Annotated in this window: 22 protein-coding genes; 13 read left to right on the top strand and 9 right to left on the bottom strand. The window is 57.0% G+C overall.

Features of this window, described 5'->3' with window-relative positions:
• Window positions 1-158: 158 nt before the first annotated feature.
• A complete protein-coding gene (locus J5224_RS10730; protein ID WP_413544667.1) occupies window positions 159-1,034 on the top strand; it encodes an AraC family ligand binding domain-containing protein in 876 nt (291 codons plus the stop codon).
• 109 nt (window positions 1,035-1,143) lie between these two features.
• Complete coding sequence (locus J5224_RS10725; RefSeq protein ID WP_264625367.1) at window positions 1,144-2,118, top strand: DMT family transporter; 975 nt, start codon at window positions 1,144-1,146, stop codon at window positions 2,116-2,118.
• Window positions 2,119-2,166: 48 nt separating this feature from the next.
• On the opposite strand, the gene J5224_RS10720 is transcribed toward J5224_RS10725, so the two are convergent.
• From J5224_RS10720 to J5224_RS10680, 9 genes are all read right to left on the bottom strand, one after another.
• Window positions 2,167-2,667, bottom strand: coding sequence for a TlpA family protein disulfide reductase (locus J5224_RS10720; protein WP_264625366.1), 501 nt, complete (start codon window positions 2,665-2,667; stop codon window positions 2,167-2,169).
• Window positions 2,654-3,352, bottom strand: a complete 699-nt coding sequence (locus J5224_RS10715) for an ABC transporter ATP-binding protein (protein WP_264625365.1) — start codon at window positions 3,350-3,352, stop codon at window positions 2,654-2,656. The genes J5224_RS10720 and J5224_RS10715 overlap by 14 nt, the downstream gene beginning before the upstream one ends.
• A gap of 4 nt (window positions 3,353-3,356) precedes the next feature.
• Window positions 3,357-4,511: an ABC transporter permease gene (locus J5224_RS10710; protein ID WP_319802431.1), complete on the bottom strand. Its 1,155-nt coding sequence runs from the start codon at window positions 4,509-4,511 to the stop codon at window positions 3,357-3,359.
• Window positions 4,501-5,805 (bottom strand): ABC transporter permease, encoded by a 1,305-nt coding sequence (locus tag J5224_RS10705; RefSeq protein ID WP_264625364.1) that lies wholly within the window; start codon window positions 5,803-5,805, stop codon window positions 4,501-4,503. The genes J5224_RS10710 and J5224_RS10705 overlap by 11 nt, the downstream gene beginning before the upstream one ends.
• Before the next feature lie 2 nt (window positions 5,806-5,807).
• Window positions 5,808-7,229: a Fe-S-containing protein gene (locus tag J5224_RS10700; RefSeq protein WP_264625363.1), complete on the bottom strand. Its 1,422-nt coding sequence runs from the start codon at window positions 7,227-7,229 to the stop codon at window positions 5,808-5,810.
• Between the two features lie 81 nt (window positions 7,230-7,310).
• Window positions 7,311-7,841 carry an iron transporter gene (locus J5224_RS10695; RefSeq protein ID WP_222160176.1) on the bottom strand — a complete coding sequence of 177 codons (531 nt, stop codon included), beginning with the start codon at window positions 7,839-7,841 and terminating at the stop codon, window positions 7,311-7,313.
• 50 nt (window positions 7,842-7,891) lie between these two features.
• Window positions 7,892-9,811 carry an FTR1 family iron permease gene (locus J5224_RS10690; protein ID WP_264625362.1) on the bottom strand — a complete coding sequence of 640 codons (1,920 nt, stop codon included), beginning with the start codon at window positions 9,809-9,811 and terminating at the stop codon, window positions 7,892-7,894.
• Window positions 9,812-9,895: 84 nt separating this feature from the next.
• Window positions 9,896-10,165 carry a HypC/HybG/HupF family hydrogenase formation chaperone gene (gene hypC / locus J5224_RS10685; RefSeq protein WP_264625361.1) on the bottom strand — a complete coding sequence of 90 codons (270 nt, stop codon included), beginning with the start codon at window positions 10,163-10,165 and terminating at the stop codon, window positions 9,896-9,898.
• Window positions 10,166-10,210: 45 nt separating this feature from the next.
• Entirely contained in the window at window positions 10,211-10,399 is a 189-nt protein-coding gene (locus J5224_RS10680) for a hypothetical protein (protein ID WP_264625360.1), read from the bottom strand.
• Between the two features lie 52 nt (window positions 10,400-10,451).
• On the opposite strand from J5224_RS10680, the gene J5224_RS10675 reads away from it, so the two are divergent.
• The 11 genes from J5224_RS10675 to hycI all read left to right on the top strand — a co-directional run bounded on the left by J5224_RS10675 (window position 10,452) and on the right by hycI (window position 21,838).
• The gene (locus J5224_RS10675) at window positions 10,452-11,069 is read left to right on the top strand and encodes a 4Fe-4S dicluster domain-containing protein (RefSeq protein ID WP_264625359.1); all 618 of its coding nucleotides are present in this window, start codon (window positions 10,452-10,454) and stop codon (window positions 11,067-11,069) included.
• Window positions 11,066-13,084, top strand: coding sequence for a hydrogenase 4 subunit B (hyfB, locus tag J5224_RS10670; RefSeq protein WP_264625358.1), 2,019 nt, complete (start codon window positions 11,066-11,068; stop codon window positions 13,082-13,084). The genes J5224_RS10675 and hyfB overlap by 4 nt, the downstream gene beginning before the upstream one ends.
• A 10-nt stretch (window positions 13,085-13,094) precedes the next feature.
• Window positions 13,095-14,063 (top strand): respiratory chain complex I subunit 1 family protein, encoded by a 969-nt coding sequence (locus J5224_RS10665; protein WP_264625357.1) that lies wholly within the window; start codon window positions 13,095-13,097, stop codon window positions 14,061-14,063.
• Window positions 14,064-14,078: 15 nt separating this feature from the next.
• Window positions 14,079-15,533 carry a hydrogenase 4 subunit D gene (locus J5224_RS10660; RefSeq protein ID WP_319802430.1) on the top strand — a complete coding sequence of 485 codons (1,455 nt, stop codon included), beginning with the start codon at window positions 14,079-14,081 and terminating at the stop codon, window positions 15,531-15,533.
• A gap of 24 nt (window positions 15,534-15,557) precedes the next feature.
• A complete protein-coding gene (gene hyfE / locus J5224_RS10655) occupies window positions 15,558-16,208 on the top strand; it encodes a hydrogenase 4 membrane subunit (RefSeq protein WP_264625356.1) in 651 nt (216 codons plus the stop codon).
• A gap of 4 nt (window positions 16,209-16,212) precedes the next feature.
• On the top strand, window positions 16,213-17,796 hold the full coding sequence (locus J5224_RS10650; RefSeq protein WP_264625355.1) for a hydrogenase 4 subunit F: 1,584 nt from the start codon (window positions 16,213-16,215) through the stop codon (window positions 17,794-17,796).
• Window positions 17,789-19,528: an NADH-quinone oxidoreductase subunit C gene (locus J5224_RS10645; protein ID WP_264625397.1), complete on the top strand. Its 1,740-nt coding sequence runs from the start codon at window positions 17,789-17,791 to the stop codon at window positions 19,526-19,528. Before J5224_RS10650 ends, J5224_RS10645 begins: the two co-directional genes overlap by 8 nt.
• Before the next feature lie 12 nt (window positions 19,529-19,540).
• On the top strand, window positions 19,541-20,122 hold the full coding sequence (hyfH, locus tag J5224_RS10640) for a hydrogenase 4 subunit H (RefSeq protein WP_264625354.1): 582 nt from the start codon (window positions 19,541-19,543) through the stop codon (window positions 20,120-20,122).
• Window positions 20,115-20,921 carry an NADH-quinone oxidoreductase subunit B family protein gene (locus tag J5224_RS10635; protein ID WP_264625353.1) on the top strand — a complete coding sequence of 269 codons (807 nt, stop codon included), beginning with the start codon at window positions 20,115-20,117 and terminating at the stop codon, window positions 20,919-20,921. The genes hyfH and J5224_RS10635 overlap by 8 nt, the downstream gene beginning before the upstream one ends.
• Entirely contained in the window at window positions 20,918-21,319 is a 402-nt protein-coding gene (locus J5224_RS10630; protein WP_264625352.1) for a formate hydrogenlyase maturation HycH family protein, read from the top strand. Before J5224_RS10635 ends, J5224_RS10630 begins: the two co-directional genes overlap by 4 nt.
• A 72-nt stretch (window positions 21,320-21,391) precedes the next feature.
• Complete coding sequence (hycI, locus tag J5224_RS10625) at window positions 21,392-21,838, top strand: hydrogenase maturation peptidase HycI (RefSeq protein ID WP_264625396.1); 447 nt, start codon at window positions 21,392-21,394, stop codon at window positions 21,836-21,838.
• Window positions 21,839-21,858 lie beyond the last annotated feature (20 nt).

Below are 21,858 nucleotides of genomic sequence, written 5' to 3'. Positions count from 1 at the left end.
CCCTGTGTAGCATAAACAGATAAATTTATTTACAATCAATCAATTAAAAAAATTACTTTTTATGTGGATTTAATTTCCTTCGCGGATCGATAAATCTTTTTGTTATGATTTATATAAATCCGGTCTTACTCCGTCAAAAATACGTCATGGGTCTGCACATGAATAACGCCCCGCTCTCGCTGTTGGATAAAAAAGAAGGCGTCGATCGCGAGATGTTCCAAGGTCCATTGGATCGCGCGCAATTTCGTCATGTGCCGCAGCAACCCGGCGTTGAATTATATCAGGCGCACATTGCCCGCTGTGCTTTTGAACCCCATGCCCATGATGCTTTTGGTATCGGCACCATCGACTTTGGTGCCGAGCAGTTTCGCTATCGAGGGGCCCAGCATGTGGCAGCGCAGGATACGCTGGTGTTGATGAATCCTGATGAACTGCATACCGGGCAGGCGGTCGGTGAGGAAGGGTGGCGCTACCGCATGATCTATATCGATCCCATACAGTTGGAGGCGCTCTCCGGTGAGCAAGGCTGGTGGTTTAGCGATGTGGTGCGGTATGATCCACTGGCAGCCCGCCAGCTGTCTGCCCTGCTGGCCGCGCTGTGGCGTACTCACGACCCGCTGGCCTGTGACAGTTTGATGCTCAGTATCATCGATATTTTTCGTCCCTTTGCCCGTGTGGCACAGCCATTACAAACGCAAAGTCTGTCGCGCTTTGACGACGTGAAGCACTACCTCAACGATAACTTTGCTCAGGCCATCACGCTTAACGAGCTGGCCACCGTCGCCTCCCTCAGCCCTTATCATTTTCAGCGGCGCTTTAAAGCACACTACCACGTCACTCCACACCAAATGCTGATGGCAATTCGTTTGCAGCGGGCCAAACAGCTGCTGTGCCGCGGCATGCCCGCCGCACAGGTGGCAGCGGAGGTCGGGCTGACGGATCAAGCCCATCTGACACGTAGCTTTGCCCAACGTTATGGCATTACACCGGTTCGCTATCAAAAACAGGTTATGCCACACGGTCGCGGTCGGTAAAAAAAGCGCAAGATCCTACAATATGTTATCCAGCTTACCGGTTAGGCTTCCCGTGATACGACAACACAGGGGCTTGGCCCTTCAAGCATAAACGGGTAACGGGTGTGATATGTTAAGCGGTATCGTTTTCGCCCTGACGGCGGGTTTGATGTGGGGGCTGATTTTCGTAGGCCCATTGATGGTGCCGGAATACCCTGCTGCGTTGCAGTCTGCGGGTCGCTATGTGGCGTTTGGGCTGATAGCGCTGCCTTTGGCATGGGCTGACAGGAAACGCCTGCGCGGATTAAGCCGTGCGGACTGGATAGAAGCGCTGAAGCTCTCGGCGGTGGGTAATCTGCTCTATTACTTTTTCCTTGCCAGCGCCATCCAGCGCACTGGCGCGCCCGTTTCTACCATGATTATCGGTACGCTGCCGGTTGTGATTGCCGTTGCCGCTAATCTGCTCTACGGACGACAGGAGGGCGCGCTCTCTTGGTGGCGATTAACGCCGCCGCTGTTGCTGATTTTGCTTGGATTGTTATGCGTGAATCTGGCAGAGCTGAACGCCCAGGATGAACAGGTCGATATGGAGCGCTATCTTAGCGGCATCGGCATGGCGATTATCGCGGTCATCTGCTGGACCTGGTATCCGCTGCGCAATGCACGCTGGCTGCGCCGCAATCTCGATAAAAAATCCACTACTTGGGCTACCGCGCAAGGGATGGTGACGTTACCCATGGCCTTGCTGGCCTATGTGATTGTCAGCGGACAACTTGCCCTGACCAAACCGGACTTTGCCCTGCCGTTTGGCCCGCGCCCTCTGGTGTTTATTGGCTTAATGCTGGCGATTGGGTTGTTCTGCTCCTGGCTTGGCACCTTCTGCTGGAATCAGGCCAGCCAACGTCTGCCGACGGTGCTGGTGGGGCCGCTGATCGTGTTCGAAACGCTGGCGGGGCTGACCTACACCTTTATGCTGCGTCAGGCATGGCCGCCGCTGCTGACACTGTGCGGTATCTTCTGTTTGCTGGTCGGTGTGGTGGGCGCCATGCGCATCAAGCCTAAGCCTGTGGTGGTGAAGGTGGATACGGCGGTGCAGGAAAAATAAATCTGAAGGTGGCGCAGGGTTCTCCTCTGCGCCACGGGATAAAGGTAATTAGGCTCCGGTGGCTAACCGTTTGAACAACGCCGTTAACTGTTGTTCATTGCGAGCCCCTTCATGCTGGGCCGTCACTTTGCCCGAAGCGTCAATCACGAACGAGGTCGGCGTACCGACCACTTGATAACGTTCTTTGGTAATACCCAGTTGGTCACGGATAACCGGATAGCTGATCTGCTGCTGTGCCAACAGCGCGGCAATATCCACGCCGTCAGGATCGGTATTCACCGCCACCACCACCACGTTATCCGCATAGGTTTTGCTCAGTTTTTCCAGCGTGCCCATCTCTGCCAGACAACCGCCGCAGCCGGAAGACCAGAAGTTGAGATAAACCTGTTTGCCCTGCCAACGCGCCAGTTCCACCTGCTGCCCGTTCAGATCGTAGGCGGCCAGCGCAGGCGCGTGTGCGCCAACCTGCACCTGCTCTTCTTTGCAGCCCGACAGCAGTGCCAGCGCGCCCATCAGGCACCCTAGCGTTATCAATTTACGCCACTGCATGTTGTTGAACCTCCTCGCTTAGGTACTTGCCGTGCTGCAAGCGGATAATTCGATCGGCAAAACGCCCCAGTTCTGGGTTGTGCGTCACCATCACAATGGTTCGTCCCTGATGATGCAGATCCTTCAACAGCGCCAGCACGCGCTGTTCGTTCTCTTCATCCAGATTACCGGTCGGTTCATCGGCAAAAATCACCGGCGGCTCGTTCACCAACGCGCGCGCGATACAGACGCGCTGCTGTTCCCCACCGGAAAGCTGACTCGGCAAGTGATCGGTGCGGTGCTCCAGCCCGACCTGAGCCAGCACCTGGCGCGCCGCGGTTTCATCCACCACGCTATGGTAATGCTGTGCCAGCATCACGTTTTCCAGCGCGGTGAGAAACGGAATCAGGTGGAACTGCTGAAACACCAGCCCGATTTTGTCCGCGCGAAAGCGTCGCCGTCCTTCTTCATCCAGCGCCGCCGCATCAACGCCGTCCAGTAGCACCTGTCCTTCCGTCACGGTATCGAGGCAGGTGAGGATATTCATCAGCGTGGTTTTCCCCGAGCCGGATGCGCCCATGATGGCGACAAATTCACCGCGTTGAATACGGATATTAATATTTTCCAGCGCAGTGACCTGCCCGAAGCGTTTGTACAGTTGACGGGTCTCAATCACCGCCTCGTGCGGGTTATGTGCAACACCCATTGAATCACTCCCCTTTTAACACTTTTGCGGGCTCGACGTGGATCGCGCGCCGGGTAGGAAACACAGCGGCAGCGGCGGCCACCAACAAAGATAACAGCAGCGTCAACGGCAGCACCGGCGCACGTAGCGAAATGCTGGCGTTGAACACCGTCAGTCCCAGTACCTGAGCCAACAGATAACCAAGCAGGCAACCGCACACCACCGCGGCAAGCGCAATCACACCGGTTTCGGCCAGCATCTGGCGTACGATATCTTTGCCGCTCGCACCCAGCGCTTTCTGCAACGCAAACTCTTTGGCACGCTCACCGACAATCGCCATCAAGGTGGTGTTCACGCACAGCGAAGAGAGCACCAGAATAACAGCAGAAACCAGTCCCATCAGCCCTTTGATCTTGTCCAGCACCTGTCCTTCCGAGGCGGACACCTTCAGGATTGGCCGAATCTCCAGGTCAGGATATTGCTGTTGCAGGCTGGCGGCAAAGCGGTCCACCTGCCCCAGATCGTTGCTGACGCTCAACAAGGCGTTGCTGATAGTGCCTTCTTTTTGCAGCCATTTTTGCGCCAGTTCCAGATTCACGATCAGCATATTGTCGGTAGCGTCACCGGCTTCAACAATCCCTTTGATGCGCAGGCGCTGGCGTTCACTGCCATCGATCAGCGTGACGTTATCGCCGACTTTGACATGCAGCCGCTCCGCCAGTTTGACGCCGATCATCGCATTACGATTGTCAAACTTGACGCCAATCCAGTCGCCGGTGACCTGCCAGTAGGGAGAGAGTTGGCGCAGCGCGTCAAACCACACGCCCATCAACACCACTTTCTCCAATTCGGTACGCGCCATACCGTACAAATACGGGCTGGCGGCATTAATCAACCCCGGCGGCGCGTTGTCGAGAATTGGCTGAAAGCCGCTTTGTGCCAGCGAGCCGCCGTGCGCCGGACCAATATAAAAATTGGCCCCAAAGGTACGCAGTTCCTGACTCATTTTGGCGTTGATATCAAAGTACACCGCCGACATGGCAGTCACGATGGCGGCACCGACCGTCAGTGCGGCAAACACCACGCTGACACGCTGCATACGCAGGCGCAATGCGCGAATCACCAACCGCCAGAACATACTGCCGATCCAGCGCTCTGAACCCGAGTGATTAACGGCCATACAGCACCTCCACCGGGTAGAGACGAGCAATGCGCCGCGCCGGGAACCAGGTGCCGATCACGGCAATCAGCATGGCGATCACCAATACGCACGGGATCACCACCCAGGCAAAACTGAGCGGTACGCCAAACAGCATCAAACCAATTGTACGCGCCAAGCCCCAGCCAGCGATGCAACCCAATGCGCCGCCGAGCAGGCCGCTCATCGCCGCTTCAAGATAGAACAGCAGCATGATCTGCCACTGGCGTGCGCCAAGCGCTTTCATCAACCCGATTTCCTTGGCGCGTTCCATGATGGTGCTGGTCATTAATGACGCGATACCCATGGCGGCAGCGACCAGTGCGGCGAAGGTCACCACGCCCAGCAGCAACTGAATCTTGTCGATCACTACCCCTTCTGACGCCGCCACCTGCCAGATAGGCCGAACCACCGACCCTGATATGGCTTCTTCCAACTGGTGAGCAATAGACGACACATACGCGGTGCAATACCACAGGTCATACTCTTCCGCATTGAGCGCTTCAAGATTCTCCCGCGCACGGCGTGACAGCTCGTTTTCCGGCACCGTCAGCGCAGACACGCGCACCGCCTGAATCTTTCCTTCCAGTCCCAGCATGTTCTGCACCGCCGCCAGCGGCATCACCAGGCGGTTCTCTTCATCGCCACCGCTGGCGAGAACGCCGCTGATACGCACCTCCAGCGTGCGTTCAGGCCCTTGCAAACGTAACGTTTGCCCCACCTGCCAGCCGTTTTGCTGCGCCAGCTGTTTTCCCGCCAGCACGTCAATTCCCTGCCCGCTCTGCAAGGCACTTTCGCTCACCGGTTCGGTCGGCCAATTGCCGGTCACCTGCCAGTAAGGGCTGACACTCTGTTGCCCGGTGTGATAATCCTCTTCATCCGGGATGGTGATCGGTTGAGAAAAGAAGGTGCCGAGCACGGAAATGTGCTTGCCAGAAACGATCACATCCCCGCTGAGCAGCGGTGCAAAGCCAACGATATTGTTGCGCCAAAAGATATCCTTGATGTTGGGCAGTTCCGATTCATCAAGAAACTCTTCACTGGCCAGCGGATTACTGTTTTCACCAAACAGCGCAGGCAGCGCCGCCTGACCGGCGGGCTCCACCAGAATATTGGCACCGTAGGATTTCAGCTCACGCGCCATTTTGTCGCCAATATCGATCGATACCGCCAGCAGCGCCGAGATCAACCCAGCGGCCAGAAACACCGTCAATACCGCCAGCGATTTACGCCGCACATTGCGACTCCATGACTGACGTAGCATGCGCCATAACATGATTATTCCTCCTCGTCCGCTGCGGCGTTATCCGTCGCAGACTCGGTGTTACCCGCTGGATGTGCTGTGACAAAACTGCGCGGATTGTCACGGAACTTGTTGTAGTTGGCTTCCGACGCAAAGAAGTAAGTCTTCCCGGCATAGCGGTATTTATGCTCGGCTTTCAGGTTGGTCAGCTTGCTGCCGTCGACCGGATCGACCACATCCATCGAAACCACCGTGGTGAAGTAATTCGCGCCCACCGCCAGCGACGCGTAGCCGATCACCAGTTCGTTGTCGTCGTTGCCCCAACCTTCAATCGGTACCGGGTTACATCCACCGGCTTTCCCGATGGAGGGGATAAAGATCCGCACACCGCAAGCCACGCAAATCACCTGATTGCCTTCCATCACATAGCCCTGATCGCCACACAGCAGACAGGCATCAAACACCACGCCGAGACGAAGTCGGTCGGGATAGCGATTAATCACAAAGAAGCGAACGGCCTTGCCGTCATCAGCAATCCAGACAAAGCGGTGCAGCTTGCCGTCACGCACTTGCTCGATAGGAATATGCACTTTGCCATCCGGGCCAAGCGTCACCGGTTGTGCTTCCGACAAGCGCGGCGGCTGCGATGCCACTTTGTCCCAATAAAGCTGCCCCAGCGCCACTACCAGTAGCGCCACCAACGCGGCGGTAAAGGTCCGGCGCGTGTTCCGATAATCAGCCGTTGCCTTGCGCTTGGCTATCGCTTCATCGGTGGCCTGCATCTGCTGACGGGTTTCCAGCAACGGCAGCATGAAACCGGCCGAGAGCAGCGCTAACAGCAGTGCGCAGAAATAGTTAAGCACCGCGCCGTTATTGGTAACGCGCGCCACAAAGCTCAGGCGCGGTTTGGTCAAACCCAGCGCTTGCAGCTTCATCAACAGTAACATCAGACCGCCGCTCAGCGGCAGTACCAGCAATGCCACCAGCAGCAGCAGTAGCGGCCAGCGCAGGCGCGGTAAACGCCGCACCATCATGCCGCACAGCACGGCGCTGAAAGCGACCCACCCAAAGGCCAGGATCACCGCGCTGATATTTAACAGTAAATCGGTGTTCACCACGTGGGTGGTGGTCAGTGCCGTCAGATTGGGATCGTCGCCCCAATGCACGGCGGCCCCGATGATCAACAGCCCCTGCCAGAGGTAGCCGAATTTGCTACTCTGCGTGAGTTGGCTCAGTAAGAACAGCACCAGCGCGACCAGTTGAATCAGGGTAAAAATCAGTTGAACGGTTTGACTGGAAGACAGGCGAACGCCTACCAACGTACCGACCAGCAAAGCCAGTAGCGTGGTCCACACCAGCGGGCGCAGACGGGGAGCAGAACGGTGACTCCAGTGGAGTCCTAACAGCAGTGCAACAGGCAAAAACGCTTGCAGCACGGTAACAAAAAAATGACTCATGACGCACACTCAGGCGAAGCCCCCCGCGCTCAGGGCGGCAGGGGGAATTTCCGTAACGGCCTTACGCAATCCAGAATCGAATTATTTGTCCAGACCAACGTATTTGAAGTCGTAGCTGACATCAAACGGTTTCCACCAGCGGCCAACACCGGTTTCACCATCGGTATGGCGGTGCATACCGGCTTTTGACGGCGGCTCAATGTGGTAGGTCACTTTGTAGTTACCTACGCCCATCATTTTGATGTTGGCACCGTAGTGCGGGCCATCGCTCGCCACCATCGGCATGAAGGTCCCTTCCTGTTTGGCACCGGTATCGGTGTTCACCAGGGTGTAAGCGATGGTCAGGTACGGCATCCATTCGCCGGCGCCGAAGCCGTTTTTGTTGCCTTCCACGGCGTGGATATCGGCTTCCAGGTGAATATCGGATTTAGCGGCTGGCAGGCCCATGCCGCGCGGTTCCATGTCAATCGGCTGTAAGTAGACCGCAGCGATCTCCAGCTCGTTAATGGTGATCGGCTCACCAGCCGGATGTTCGGTAAACGCGAACGCGGCAGGTGCCGTTAATACTCCGGCAATAATCGCGCTGGCAATCAAACTTTTTTGCATCTTCATCAAACCCATCCTCATATCATCAATATCATGTTGTTTTTGATTTTTGCTTATCATTGCTTCCCGTATTCGAACGTCCCAGCGCGCTGACGCATAATCCACAGCGCGGCCAGAGCAGCGAACACCAATACGACTTGCGGTATCAGCGTTTCGACGTAGGGGTAAATCCCCAATACGCTGATTTCCGGAACCCACGTCAACAGCGTCGGTTCAAACAACTTGCCTTCGATTAACTCCAGTACCCCTTTACCGGCGAACACAAACGCCATCAGGTACATAAAACAACCGGTAAACATAAAGAAGGGTTTCAGCGGCAATTTGACTACGGTAAAGCGCATCACCAGATAAGCGATAAGCAATATCACGCAGCCAATCAGGAAGCCCGCCAGAATAGAGAGGTGCCCCGCCACGTTGCTGGCATCCCCCACTAACGCAAAGTAGAACAGCACCGTTTCTGCGCCTTCGCGGTATACCGCCAGGAAGCTGGTCAGCCACAAACCGATCACCGAACCGCTGCTCAGGGAGTGCGACAGCTTTCCTTCCAGATAAGCTTTCCAGTGTCGGGCTTCGACTTTCGACAGCAGCCAATAACTCATGCTGAACAGCATCACCACCGCAATCAGCATGGTGAACCCTTCCAGCAATTCACGGCTGGCACCGGAATTACTGAACAGCATCTGGAACAGCACTGCGGTCAATACGCTGCACACCAGCGCCACGTACACCGACTGGCGAATCATTGGCAACTTGTCGTGATGGTTATTCTTCACCAGATAGGCCACGATGGCAGCCACGATCAGCAGCGCCTCCAGCCCTTCACGCACGATGATCAACAGGCTGTAGATCAGCAGGCTCCAGTGCGTTTCACTACCGCTACCCAGCATGGTGACCGCGCTAGCCAAATCCTGTTGCATCGCATCGGCCTGTGCATGCAGTTCAGAAACCGGCTGCCCAGCGCTCATCATACTGACCAAACGGGTGAAGTAGCCTTCCAGCGTGGATTTGAAGGCAGAATCACGCGAGCCGACCTTGTTCTCCATGCCGCTGGCTTCAAACAGATCAAAGTAGGCATCCTGCACCGCCATAATGGCCGGTTTTGCCTGCCCACTTTCATACTGCGCAATCGCCGCTGCGATAGCTTGGTTGATGTTATTCACTACGTTGGCCCAGTCTGCATCCGGAACATCAGCGCCAGCGATGCTGCTCTCCGGTGCCGCTGATACTGGCTGATCGTCACGGGTGGTGGGCAAGCCCGGCAGCACATCTTCAATATCTTGCAGCAGCGTAGTGACTCGATAAGCCACTTCGCTCATTTGATCAGGCTGAGCGGTCAGTGCAATCAGTGCGCTAAATTGCTGGTTGATCGAGGCGGCTTGCTGCGAAGAGCGGTTTTGGCGCACCGACATTTCCATCTCGGAGTTTTTAAATCCCTGATAGTGTGCCTGCTGTACGCTTTGACTGGCCTTCTGATAGTCGCCCGCTTGATAATCAGCTACCGCTTGTGCCAACCCATCATCAATGGCCTTGAAACTTTGCTGCCAGTAGAGGGCAATATCGCTGTTGCCATAGGCCCCATGCTGCTCCTGCGCCACTAATTTGTGACCATCAGTCAACACCGGTAACACACTGTCCAACTCGCCTTTCAGCCAATTCACCTTGGCCTGAATGTCGGCTTGCGGCTTGCCTTCGCCAATCATGCGGCGAATTTCACCAAAGGTGGCTTCCAGTTGATAGCTTTTCTGCGCGGAGATATTGATACGGATCGGCCCTTCCAGGTTTTCAAACACCTCGAAGTAGGCCATTTGAACTTCGGTACGGGCTTCATCCGGCTTCTGCTGCTGATAGAGTTCAGCGGTCTTATCCAGGCGGCCCTGAATGTCATGGATGAAGGTGTTGTAATCCGTTGCGGCTAATGCCGACAAGCTGAAAAACGCAAAACACAATACAATCAAACACTTACGCCAAGTAGACATAAATACGATGGTCATCGACAATGAGAGTTATTTTCATTATCATGTTTTAGCATTTACATTTCTTGACGTAAATCACAAAAGGGCTCACTGTTTCAGAAATATTGTAACATCGTGCTCTACCTCTTCCATTTGGCGCAGCGCCGCCAGCGTGTCGAGCGCTTCCTGTTCATCCAGGCGACTCATGGCAAAACCGACGTGTACCAACACCCAACTGCCAATCAGGCTGTCAGCGTCAACGCCGTCTGCCACCAGCGCCACATTCACTTCACGCTTAACGCCGCATACATCGACCCACGCCGTATCCTGCACGTTGTCCGCCAGTGCAATCACTTTTCCGGGAATGCCGAGACACATGGAGATAATCCTTTTATTACAGTACTGATTTACGAAGTGTTTGAGTTAAGCAAAATTTAGGCCAACAGACATTCTTCCCGTACTGACAGGCGTGTTCTCCGGCAACGTCGCGCTTTCGTCACCCTTCTCGTCACTAATGTCGAAACCGACATCGTCAACGCCGTCACCGACGGACGCCAGCGCACCGCACCCCAGCAAGAACGGGCCTCTCCGGCTAACTCGCTGACGTGGCACAGAATATGCTTTACGCAGCCCAACATAGGAGAAAGCCCCGGAGGGTATGGCTATGAATCGCTTCGTCATTGCGGAGCCCAAACGCTGTATCGGATGTAACACCTGTATGGCAGCCTGTACGCAAGTGCACCGCCAGCATGGGTTGCAAACCCATCCCCGTTTGACGGTGGAGCGAGATGCCCAAGGCACCGCCCCCGTCCTGTGTCGCCACTGTGAGGATGCTCCGTGCGCACAGGTATGCCCGGTTAACGCCATCACGCAGCGCAACAATGCTGTGGTGTTGGATGAAGTAGCCTGTATCGGCTGCAAGCTGTGCGCCATCGCGTGCCCGTTCGGCGCGATAACCCCGTCTGGCAGCAAGCCGCTGGCGGTGCCGCAGACCTTCGCTCACCACATTCCCGTTGAAGCCTTAACGGACGTGCCCGTCAGCGTTGCCTCCATCAACCCGTTCCTGTCATGGAATGCGGGTGTGAAAAGCGTGGCGGTAAAATGCGACCTGTGTGCCTTTCAGGATAAACCGGAGTGTGTACGCGTTTGCCCAACACAGGCACTCTTTGTCGTGGATGAGTCACACATTGCCGCCGCTACCGAGGCTAAACGCCGTCAGGCGATGATGTGGCCGCAGGGCAATCAGCCCTTTGCGGCAACGGAATGGGAGCCAAAATCATGATGACCCCCTTTGCATGGCTAACCCTCTCTCTGTCGCTCTATGTGGTGGGTGCGCTGTTATCACTTTGTCTGGCCCGCAACGACGACTGGGCGATTAAACTCAGTGGCGCCGCAGCCCTGCTCGCCGGGCTCGCCGGTGTCGCCGCCGCGCTTCCGGTGCTGACCAGTGCCCAACCGTTACTGGCATCGTTCGATGGCCCCTTTGTCGCGTTCGCACGATTAACGCTGCGTCTGGATGCACTGGCCGCCTTTATGGTGCTGGTGATTTCGCTGTTGGCCGCCATCACCGCCCTCTATTCGTTCGCCTATCTGCAAGAGTACCGCGGACGCGCGGGTGCGATGGGGTTCTACATGAACCTGTTTATCGCCTCCATGGTCGCGCTGGTGGTGACGGATAATGCCTTCTACTTCATCATCCTGTTTGAAGTCATGTCGCTCAGTTCTTACTTCCTGGTGATCTCCGATCAGGATGACGAAGCCATCAACGCCGGGTTGCTCTACTTCCTGATTGCCCATGCCGGATCGGTGCTGATCATGGTGGCGTTCTTCCTGCTTTACCGCGCCAGCGGCAGTCTGGATTTTGCCGATTTCCGTCAGGCACAATTGCCGCCGCTACAGGCTTCCGTAGTGTTCCTGTTGGCGTTCTTCGGGTTTGGCGCAAAGGCCGGGATGTTGCCGCTGCACGGCTGGCTGCCGCGCGCCCACCCCGCCGCGCCGTCACACGCCTCAGCGCTGATGTCGGGCGTAATGGTGAAAATCGGTATCTTCGGCATCATCAAGGTGGGGATCGACCTGCTCGGTGCCACCGCCACCTGGTGGGGCGTGGTAGTACTGGCATTTGGCGCAGTCTCGTCAGTGCTGGGGGTGCTGTACGCGCTGGCGGAGCACGATATCAAGCGCCTGCTGGCTTATCACACGGTAGAAAACATCGGCATCATTCTGATGGGCGTCGGCGTCGGCATGATTGGTATCGCCACGCATCAGCCACTGCTGGCCGCGTTAGGTCTGCTGGGCGGGCTGTATCACTTGCTGAACCATGCGCTGTTTAAAGGATTGCTGTTCTTGGGTGCCGGTGCGGTGATCTACCGGCTGCACAGCAAAGACATGGAAAAGATGGGCGGCCTTGCCCGCCGCATGCCCTACACCGCGCTGGCGTTTCTGGTCGGTTGTATGGCGATTTCCGCGCTGCCGCCGCTCAACGGTTTTGTCAGCGAATGGTTCACCTATCAGTCGCTGTTTACCCTGAGTCATCAAGGGAGCTTCGGGTTACGGCTGATTGCCCCGATTGCCATTGTGATGCTCGCTATCACCGGTGCACTGGCTGCCATGTGTTTCGTCAAAGTCTACGGCATCAGTTTCTCCGGTGCCCCGCGCAGTGAGAAAGCCGATCGGGCACGGGAAGTGCCCTGGCCGATGACCCTCGCCATGGGCCTGTTGGCGCTGCTGTGCGTCGCGCTGGGCGTCGGTGCCAGTCTGGTGGCACCGGTGATTACCCAGGTTGCCGTCAGCCTGACCGGCGAAGCGGCACCAGTGGTGGCGCATGGGCTGACGCTGTTCCCCGGCAATCCGGCGCAAACCTCGCTCTCGACCCCGTTGATCTTTATTTTGCTGCTCGCGCTACCGCTGTTGCCGCTGCTGCTCTACGTGGGTGCAAAAGGGGGCCGTCAGGCATTCCGTCAGCGCGGCACGCCTTGGGCGTGCGGTTATGAGTACGAGGGTGCCATGGCCGCGTCGGCAGGCAGTTTTACCCAGCCGCTGCGCGTGTTGTTTGCTCCGCTCTACCGCATACGGAAAACCTTGGCACCCGGCCCACTGCTACAACGCACGCTGGAACAGACCACGCGTGCTGCTGAAAACGCAGAGCCCCTGCTGGATAACCGCATAGTGATGCCGTTAGCAAGCGCCTTGCAGCGGGTGAGCCGTGCCATGCAGTGGATACAACACGGCGATTTCCGGCTCTATTGCCTGTATGTCGTCGCGGCGCTGGTGGTGCTGCTGCTGATCACGATGGCATAAGGAGAATCCGATGCTTACTGAAACTACGTTATCCGGTGGCGCCCCGCTCATCATCCGTCTGGTGTGTGCGTTGTTGCAGGCGCTGGTGCTGTTCGCCCTTGCTCCACTGTTCTCTGGGCTGGCGCGGGTGATCCGCGCCAAGATGCACTCGCGTCAAGGACCAGGACTGTTACAGGACTACCGCGACATCATCAAGCTACTCAAGCGGCAATCCGTCGCCCCCGAGCACGCTGGCGGGGTGTTTCGCCTGATGCCGTTTGTGCTGATCGGCTCCATGCTGTTGGTTGCCATGACGCTGCCGGCCGTGACGCTGCGTTCGCCGTTTGGTGCCGGTGGCGACATCATCACCCTGCTCTATCTGTTTGCCCTGTTCCGCTTCTTCTTTTCACTGGCTGGGCTGGATTCCGGCAGCCCGTTTGCCGGTATCGGTGCCAGCCGTGAACTGACGCTCGGTATTTTGGTCGAGCCGATTCTGATTCTGTCGTTGTTGGTTGTGGCGCTGATTGCCGGTTCCACCAATATCGGCAATATCAGCCATGTGCTGGCTGAGGGGGCCTGGCTCTCACCTACTGCGACCGGTTTGGCGCTGCTGGCCTGTGCTTTCGCCACCTTTATCGAAATGGGGAAAATTCCTTTCGACGTCGCCGAGGCCGAGCAAGAGCTACAGGAAGGCCCGCTGACCGAATATTCCGGTGCCGGATTAGCGCTGGTGAAATGGGGAATCAGCCTCAAACAGGTGGTGGTAGCTGTGCTGTTTCTCTCCATTTTCGTACCGTTTGGCAAGGCGGATAGCTTCACTTTCGGCGCCATGCTGTGGGGCAGCATCGCGCTGTTGTTAAAGCTGCTGCTGGTGTTTGTCGCCGCTTCGGTGTTTGAAAACAGTCTGGCGCGCGGGCGCTTTCTGCTGACCGGGCGCGTTACCTGGCTCGGATTCGGTATCGCCGCGCTGGCCTTTGTGTTTTACCTCACCGGTCTATAGGAGCCCATCGCGATTATGGATACGTTCGTTATAGAAAGTCGTGCGCTGGCGACGTTGCTGCTGCCCTTTATCGGCGCGCTGTGGATTGCCATTGCGCCACAGCGTCACGCCAAAGTGCTGTGCAGTCTGTTCGCCCTGTTGGCGACGTTGGGCATGGCCTCACTGGCCTGGGGCTGGCATGCAGCAGGCCAGCAAGATACGGTGATCACGCTGTATCGCTACGGTGATGCCGAACTGTTCGGCTTTGTGTTTGACCGCGTCAGCCTGCTTATCGGTTTTGCCGTGGTGTTCCTCGGCCTGCTGGTCAGCGTCTACTCCTGCGGCTATCTGACGTCAGGCAACCGGGAACACCCGCATGAAGGCACCAACCGTTACTATGCATTTCTGCTGGTGTTCATCGGGGCGATGGCGGGCCTGACACTCTCCTCCACGCTGCTCGGGCAGTTGCTGTTTTTCGAAATCACCGGCGGGTGTTCCTGGGCGTTGATTGGTTACTACCAGCAACCGAAGTCGCTGCGTTCGGCGTTAAAAGCGCTATTGATCACTCACGTTGCCTCTGTCGGTCTCTACCTTGCCACCGCCTGGCTGTTTGCCAAAACCGGCACCTTTGCATTGAGTGCCATCAGCCAGTTAGACAGCGCCGATAAAATTGTGGTGTTCGCTGGCATCATGTTCGCCGCCTGGGGAAAATCCGCCCAGTGGCCGCTGCACGTGTGGCTGCCGGATGCGATGGAAGCACCGACACCGGTCAGTGCCTATCTGCACGCGGCCTCAATGGTGAAAGTGGGCGTGTATATTTTCGCCCGCGCCATTCTGGCAACGGATGACATCCCGCATGTGATCGGCGTGGTCGGGCTGGTGATGGCTACCTTCACGCTGGTGTACGGCTTCCTGATGTATTTACCGCAGAAGGACATGAAACGCCTGTTGGCCTACTCCACCATCACGCAACTGTCGTACATCTTTTTCGCACTGTCACTGGCGACCTTCGGCTCACGCATGGCGTTTGAGGCCGGTATTGCCTACATCTTCAACCATGCCTTCGCCAAGAGCCTGTTCTTTCTGGTTGCCGGTGCGCTGAGCTACAGCTGCGGCACCCGCATGTTGCCACGGTTGAAAGGATTAATGCGTAAAACACCGTTGCTCGGCATCGGCTTTTGCGTGGCAGCGCTGGCGATCACCGGGGTGCCACCGTTTAACGGTTTCTTCAGCAAATTCCCGCTGTTTGCCGCCGGTTTCTCGCTCTCGGCAGAGCACCTTTGGCTGTTACCGCTGCTGGTGATTACGTTGGTGGAATCTGTCGCCAGCTTTGCCTGGTTCCTTTACTGGTTCGGACGCACCGTCCCGGGTGAACCGTCAGAAGAGGTGGCGGCGGCGGCACCGCTCCCGGTCACCATGCAAGGCGTACTGGTGGTGTTAATCATCATGTCGGTGTGTTCCAGCGTGTTTGCTGCGCTGTGGCTGCAATAGGAACGGGCGAAAGGAGAAAATGAAATGACTGGTTCGCTTATCGTCAACAATCTGGCCGGACTGCTGATCATCACCTCACTTCTGGTGATCGTCGCCAAACGGCCTACGGCCTCATCGCTACTCTACGCCCTGCAATCGCTGGTACTGGTGCTGATATTCGTCGCACTGGCTAACCTGTTGCAGGCGCACGAGCTGTATCTCTGGTCGCTGACCGCACTGGTCACCAAGGTGATTCTGGTGCCTACCATCATGTATCGCGCTTTCCGGCGACTGGATGACCCAAGCGCCGACGGCGGCATTATTAGTCCGGTGACTATCTTGCTGCTGGCGGTATTGATTGTGGTGTTGAGCTACTTCGCAGTGGCCCCGGTGCAACTGCCGATGGTCAGTGCGCTCAAACCGGCGCTCGCGGTATCACTCGGCCACTTTATGATCGGCCTGCTGTGTATCGTCACCCAACGTAACATCCTCAAACAGGTATTCGGCTATTGCCTGATGGAGAACGGCGCGCATCTGACATTGGCGCTGCTGGCGCACCGCGCGCCGGAGCTGGTGGAGATAGGTATCGCCACTGATGCCATCTTTGCCGTCATCGTCATGGCGCTGATGGCACGCAAAATCCATCGCACTCTGCATACCTTGGACGTTCAACAACTTACGGCACTGAAGGGGTAAGCGCATGACCAGTTCGACCTTGCTTTTCACCCTGCTTGCCACGCCGTTCATCACCGCACTGTTGACATTTATCTGCCGTTGGTGCGGCGGTGCGGCGCGCACGGCGGTGAGCGTTATCCACCTGTGCGGCATCAGTCTGCTGCTGGTGCTGTCGCTGTACGTAGTGGGGATGATTGCTACCCAGGGCGAGATTCTGGCAGCACATCGCTGGCTGCATCTGGATAGCCTGAGCGCGCTGTTTCTCGCCATCCTCGGCATTATCGGCTTCCTCACCGGACTTTACTCCGTGGGGTACATGAACCATGAAGTGAACAGCGGCGAGGTTTCTGTCCCGACGTTGTGCCACTACTACGGCTTCTTCCACCTGTTTCTGTTCACCATGTTATTGGTGATCACCAGTAACAACCTGATTGTGATGTGGGCCGCCATTGAGGCCACCACGCTCAGTTCCGCGTTTCTGGTTGGCCTGTATGGACAGCGCTCGTCGCTGGAGGCCGCCTGGAAGTATGTCATCATTTGTACTGTCGGGGTCGCGTTTGGGTTATATGGCACCGTGTTGGTCTATGCCAATGCCGCCAACGTGATGGCGACACCGGGTGATGCCATCTTCTGGACCGAAGTATTGCAACATGCCTCCGAGTTGGACAGCACGCTGATGCATCTGGCGTTTATCTTCGTCATCATCGGTTTCGGCACCAAGACAGGGCTGTTCCCGATGCACGCCTGGTTGCCCGATGCCCACAGTGAAGCCCCCAGCCCAACCAGCGCCCTGCTCTCTGCCGTGCTGCTCAACTGCGCCCTGCTGGTGATTGTGCGTTATACCATGATCGTCAGCGCCGCCATCGGCCCGGTATTTCCGCAGCGACTGTTGCTGGTGTTCGGGCTGCTCTCTGTCGCGGTAGCCGCATTCCTGATTCTGGTTCAGCGCGACATGAAGCGACTACTTGCTTACTCCAGCGTGGAAAATATGGGATTGATTGCCGTGGCGCTCGGCATTGGTGGCCCGCTAGGTGTGCTGGCAGCACTGCTGCACACGCTGAATCACAGTTTGGCGAAAACCCTGCTGTTCTGCGGCTCTGGCAACGTACTGCTTAAATACGGCACGCGTGACATGGATGCGGTGAAAGGCATCCTGCGTGTCACCCCGATTACCGGCGCGCTGCTGGCTGGGGGTGCACTGGCGCTGGGCGGCATGCCGCCGTTCAACCTGTTTTTAAGTGAGTTCATGACCGTCACCGCCGGTATCAACGCGGGCTATCTGTGGCTGGTTATCGTGTTGCTGTTTCTGCTGACTATCGTACTGGCTGGGTTGGTACGTATGGTCGCCAGCACCGTGTTGGGCAACAGCCCCGCCGCCGTCAGCAAAGGCGAGTTAGGCATACTGACTACCGCACCGATGGCCATTCTGCTGGCGTTAATGCTGCTGATGGGCACACATATTCCACAACCTGTTACCCGTTTACTGGAAAGCGCCAGCGCGCTGGTGTTGCAATCGCACACCACCAAGACCTCTGCCGTCACGGCACTGTCGCCTACCGAACGCGCACCGCTTACCCTTTCTCGTCAGGAGACGTCCCGTGATGAATGAACATCCTACTCCCCCCGTGGCTGCTGCAACCAACGCCAAGCGCGGCGCGGGTTATGCCGCGCAGGTGCAGCAGCGGTTTCCCCACGCCATACTGGAACAGGCATGGCAAACCGACGACCAGTTGACACTGACGGTGAAACTGGCAAGCCTGCCGGATGTGGTGGAACATCTCTACTATCAGCACGGCGGTTGGCTGTCAGTCCTGTTTGGTAACGATGAAAGGACGTTGAACGGCTATTTTGCCATTTACTACGTACTGTCGATGGAGCAAGGAGAAAAATGCTGGGTGATCGTCAAGGCGCTGATCGACCCGGTCAATCCTGAGTTTCCATCGGTAACACCGCGCGTGCCGGCCGCCGTGTGGGGCGAACGCGAAGTGCGTGATATGTATGGTCTGATCCCCGTCGGTCTGCCAGATGAACGCCGTCTGGTATTGCCCGACGATTGGCCAGACGATCTTTACCCGCTGCGCAAAGATGCGATGGATTATCGCCAGCGCCCGGCCCCGACGCAGGACAACGAAACCTACTCCTTTATCAACGAAGCCACGGGCGACACCCGCGTGGTGCCGATTGGGCCGTTACATATCACCTCCGACGAGCCCGGTCACTTCCGCCTGTTTGTCGATGGCGAGCAAATTATTGACGCCGATTATCGCCTGTTCTACGTCCACCGCGGCATGGAGAAGCTGGCGGAAACCCGCATGGGCTATAACGAAGTCACCTTCCTGTCCGACCGGGTCTGCGGCATCTGCGGTTTTACCCACAGCGTGGCCTACACCACGTCGATCGAAAATGCGATGGGCATTGTGGTGCCACCACGGGCGCACGCGATTCGCAGTATTCTGTTGGAAGTAGAACGGCTGCACAGTCATCTGCTGAACATCGGCCTGTCGAGCCACTTCGTTGGTTTTGACACCGGATTTATGCAGTTCTTCCGCATCCGCGAAAAATCCATGACCATCGCCGAGATGCTGACCGGTGCGCGCAAAACCTACGGTCTGAACCTGATTGGCGGCATTCGCCGCGATATTCTGAAAGAAGACCGGCTGAAAACCATCAAACTGATTCGTGAGATGCGCACTGAGATTATGCAACTCTCCGACATGCTGCTCAATACGCCCAATATGCTGCAACGCACACAAGGGATCGGCATTTTGTCATCACAGGTAGCGCGTGATTACAGCCCGGTAGGCCCGATGATCCGCGCCAGCGGGTTCCAACGCGATATGCGTATCGATCACCCCTACTCCGCCTACCTTGATTTGCCAATGGAACTGCACCACCTGAGCGCCGGGGATGTCTATTCCCGCGTGCTGGTGCGCATTCGCGAAGTGCTGACTTCGTTGGCTATCGTGGAATACGGTTTGGACAATCTGCCCGAAGGCCCGCTGTTAACTGAAGGATTTGCCTACAAACCTTATCAGTTCGCGCTGGGGTACGCAGAAGCACCGCGCGGCGAAGACGTGCATTGGAGCATGACCGGTGATAACCAGAAACTGTTCCGCTGGCGCTGCCGTGCTGCCACCTACGCCAACTGGCCGGTGCTGCGCTATATGTTGCGCGGTAATACGGTATCCGATGCGCCGCTGATTATCGGCAGCCTGGACCCGTGCTACTCCTGTACCGATCGGGTAACGCTGATTGACGTGCGCAAACAGAAAATCACTACCGTGCCCTATAAAGAGATCGAGCGCTATGGGCTGGAACGTACGCGTTCGCCGCTGAAATAGAGGGATGACACCATGTTAAAACTGTTCAAAATCCTGCGTGACGCGGGCAACAGTACGGTCAAATATCCGTTTGCGCCACTCGAGGTGCCAGCGGGGTTTCGTGGCAAACCGCAATACGACCCCGAGCAGTGCATTGCCTGCGCTGCCTGCACCGTCGCCTGCCCGGCGAATGCACTGACCATGGAAACCGATGTGGTGAACGGCACCCGCACCTGGCAGCTGTTTCTCGGGCGCTGCATATTTTGCGGACGCTGTGAGGAAGTGTGCCCGACGCGTGCGATCGTACTGTCACAAGAGTTTGAGATGGCGGTTGCCAATAAAGCGGATTTGTTCCAACGGGCCACTTTCCGACTGCTGGCGTGCCACGAGTGTCACCGGCCCTTCGCCCCGGAGAAAGAGGTGGCCTATACGGTCGCGTTATTGCAACAGGCGGGCATGTCGGCAGAAGATGCGGAAGCCCGACGCACGCAGTTCGAAACCTGCCCGGAATGCAAACGCAAACAAAGCATGCCGCACAAAGGCAACGTAACGCTGAGCCAGCATTTTATCACGCCGCCAGCGGCGGCTTTCAGCCAAGGGGGCCACCATGAGTGAACCACTCAACGGCGTAGACCTACCGTCATCAGTGCATACGCGCAGTACGCCCATCCAGCTTGATGAACAGACCCAGCAGTTAAAGAAAACGTTGCTGAAAGATATCCAGCGCTCTGCTTATGTCTATCGCGTCGACTGCGGTGGCTGTAACGGCTGTGAAATTGAAATTTTTTCCGCCATCACGCCCATTTTTGATGCCGAGCGCTTTGGCATCAAGGTCGTGGCCTCGCCGCGTCATGCTGACATTCTGTTGTTTACCGGCGCGGTCACCCGTGCGATGCGCAGCCCGGCGCTACGTGCGTATGAATCCGCACCCGACCCGAAAATCTGTATCTCCTACGGTGCCTGCGGCTGTGGCGGCGGTATCTTCCACGATCTCTACTGCGTGTGGGGCGGCAGCGACACCATCGTGCCTATCGATGTGTATATTCCCGGCTGCCCGCCCACCCCTGCCGCGACCATTTACGGCTTTGCCGTGGCGCTGGGATTGCTGGAGCAAAAACTGCACGGCGTTAATACGGAACAAGGTGAACATGAGCAGGCCGCGCTGTTGCTGCCTGATGCGCCGTTGGATTTGCGCATACAGTTGGAGCGGGAAGCCAGACGCATGGCGGGCTATCGTCAGGGGAGAGAAATCAGCGACGCCTTTATCAACCTGCTGCTCCAATCGCCGCAGGAGATGCTGGGGGCACGCGTTAATGCCTATCTGGCACACCAGAACGATCCGCGTCTGAGTGAAATCGTGCAGCGCTTATTGGTGCAGTATCACGGCTGGCAGAAGGGAGTTCGGCCACTATGAGTGCAAAAGTGATCTTTTATGCGCTAAGCCAAAAATTTCTCGACAGTAAAGATAAGGTGCCGGAGCAGGCGCAGCAAGTCATGTATTATTCGCTGGCTATCGGTCACCATGTCGGGGTGATCGACTGCCTGAAACCGGTGCTGACTTGCCCGCTTGACGACTATCAGGCATGGATAGCTCAACTGCCAGCTGGCGATGCACAGCGTAAAATGGCGGGCTTGCTGAAATTTGGTGAAATCACCCTCGACAGTTCACATACCCGGTTGTTGCATCAGGCATTTAGCGCACTGGGAGACAGCGATCGTTTCGCCGCCTGGAGTGCTACCCTGCTCGACTACCTTGTTGCCATTGAGCGGGAGTCAGCGCTGTACCTGATGGTTAAACGGGTGGAGGAGTAAGCGATGAATTGGGAAGCGCATCTTGCCAACCTGGACGCCGTTGAGACGGATACACCGCGCACAGCACCCAACATGGTACTGGCGGTAGGCAATGTGATGATGGGTGACGACGGCGCAGGGCCACTGCTTGCCGAACGATTGCAACACAGCCCGCTAGCGGGCTGGGCGGTCATCGACGGGGGTGCCATCCCGGAAAACGCGGTGCATCGCCTACGCGCCGCGCCACCGCAGCGCCTGCTCGTGGTGGACGCTACGGATATGGGGCTCGAACCGGGCGCCATACGCATCGTCGATCCGACACGTATTGCTGAAGATATGCTGATGAATACCCACAGTATGCCGCTCACCTTTATGATTGATGAGCTGCAAACGTTTATTCCGGAAGTAATTTTTGTCGGCATTCAGCCCGCACTGGTGGCATTTTACTGCCCGGTCAACCGGGCAGTCACGCAGGCTGTCGACAAGATATATCAGCAGCTACCTCATTGGCACGGTGACGGTGGATTCATGCGGTTGTAAGCCTCTGCGATTGCCATCCG

The sequence above is a fragment of the Candidatus Symbiopectobacterium sp. NZEC135 genome (assembly GCF_025962695.1).
Note: the sequence above shows the minus strand (reverse complement) of the source record. Positions and strands in the feature narration are given on the sequence as shown.

Bases quoted from the DNA above. Each gene is read 5' to 3' on its own strand.
- J5224_RS10710 (WP_319802431.1), bottom strand. From the start codon at position 4,511: ATGGCCGTTAATCACTCGGGTTCAGAGCGCTGGATCGGCAGTATGTTC.
- J5224_RS10705 (WP_264625364.1), bottom strand. From the start codon at position 5,805: ATGTTATGGCGCATGCTACGTCAGTCATGGAGTCGCAATGTGCGGCGT.
- J5224_RS10665 (WP_264625357.1), top strand. From the start codon at position 13,095: ATGCTTACTGAAACTACGTTATCCGGTGGCGCCCCGCTCATCATCCGT.
- hyfB (WP_264625358.1), top strand. From the start codon at position 11,066: ATGATGACCCCCTTTGCATGGCTAACCCTCTCTCTGTCGCTCTATGTG.
- J5224_RS10720 (WP_264625366.1), bottom strand. From the start codon at position 2,667: ATGCAGTGGCGTAAATTGATAACGCTAGGGTGCCTGATGGGCGCGCTG.
- J5224_RS10650 (WP_264625355.1), top strand. From the start codon at position 16,213: ATGACCAGTTCGACCTTGCTTTTCACCCTGCTTGCCACGCCGTTCATC.
- J5224_RS10660 (WP_319802430.1), top strand. From the start codon at position 14,079: ATGGATACGTTCGTTATAGAAAGTCGTGCGCTGGCGACGTTGCTGCTG.
- J5224_RS10635 (WP_264625353.1), top strand. From the start codon at position 20,115: ATGAGTGAACCACTCAACGGCGTAGACCTACCGTCATCAGTGCATACG.
- hyfE (WP_264625356.1), top strand. From the start codon at position 15,558: ATGACTGGTTCGCTTATCGTCAACAATCTGGCCGGACTGCTGATCATC.
- J5224_RS10700 (WP_264625363.1), bottom strand. From the start codon at position 7,229: ATGAGTCATTTTTTTGTTACCGTGCTGCAAGCGTTTTTGCCTGTTGCA.
- J5224_RS10730 (WP_413544667.1), top strand. From the start codon at position 159: ATGAATAACGCCCCGCTCTCGCTGTTGGATAAAAAAGAAGGCGTCGAT.
- J5224_RS10675 (WP_264625359.1), top strand. From the start codon at position 10,452: ATGAATCGCTTCGTCATTGCGGAGCCCAAACGCTGTATCGGATGTAAC.
- hycI (WP_264625396.1), top strand. From the start codon at position 21,392: ATGGTACTGGCGGTAGGCAATGTGATGATGGGTGACGACGGCGCAGGG.
- J5224_RS10725 (WP_264625367.1), top strand. From the start codon at position 1,144: ATGTTAAGCGGTATCGTTTTCGCCCTGACGGCGGGTTTGATGTGGGGG.
- J5224_RS10695 (WP_222160176.1), bottom strand. From the start codon at position 7,841: ATGAAGATGCAAAAAAGTTTGATTGCCAGCGCGATTATTGCCGGAGTA.
- J5224_RS10690 (WP_264625362.1), bottom strand. From the start codon at position 9,811: ATGTCTACTTGGCGTAAGTGTTTGATTGTATTGTGTTTTGCGTTTTTC.
- J5224_RS10715 (WP_264625365.1), bottom strand. From the start codon at position 3,352: ATGGGTGTTGCACATAACCCGCACGAGGCGGTGATTGAGACCCGTCAA.
- J5224_RS10630 (WP_264625352.1), top strand. From the start codon at position 20,918: ATGAGTGCAAAAGTGATCTTTTATGCGCTAAGCCAAAAATTTCTCGAC.
- hypC (WP_264625361.1), bottom strand. From the start codon at position 10,165: ATGTGTCTCGGCATTCCCGGAAAAGTGATTGCACTGGCGGACAACGTG.
- J5224_RS10645 (WP_264625397.1), top strand. From the start codon at position 17,789: ATGAATGAACATCCTACTCCCCCCGTGGCTGCTGCAACCAACGCCAAG.
- hyfH (WP_264625354.1), top strand. From the start codon at position 19,541: ATGTTAAAACTGTTCAAAATCCTGCGTGACGCGGGCAACAGTACGGTC.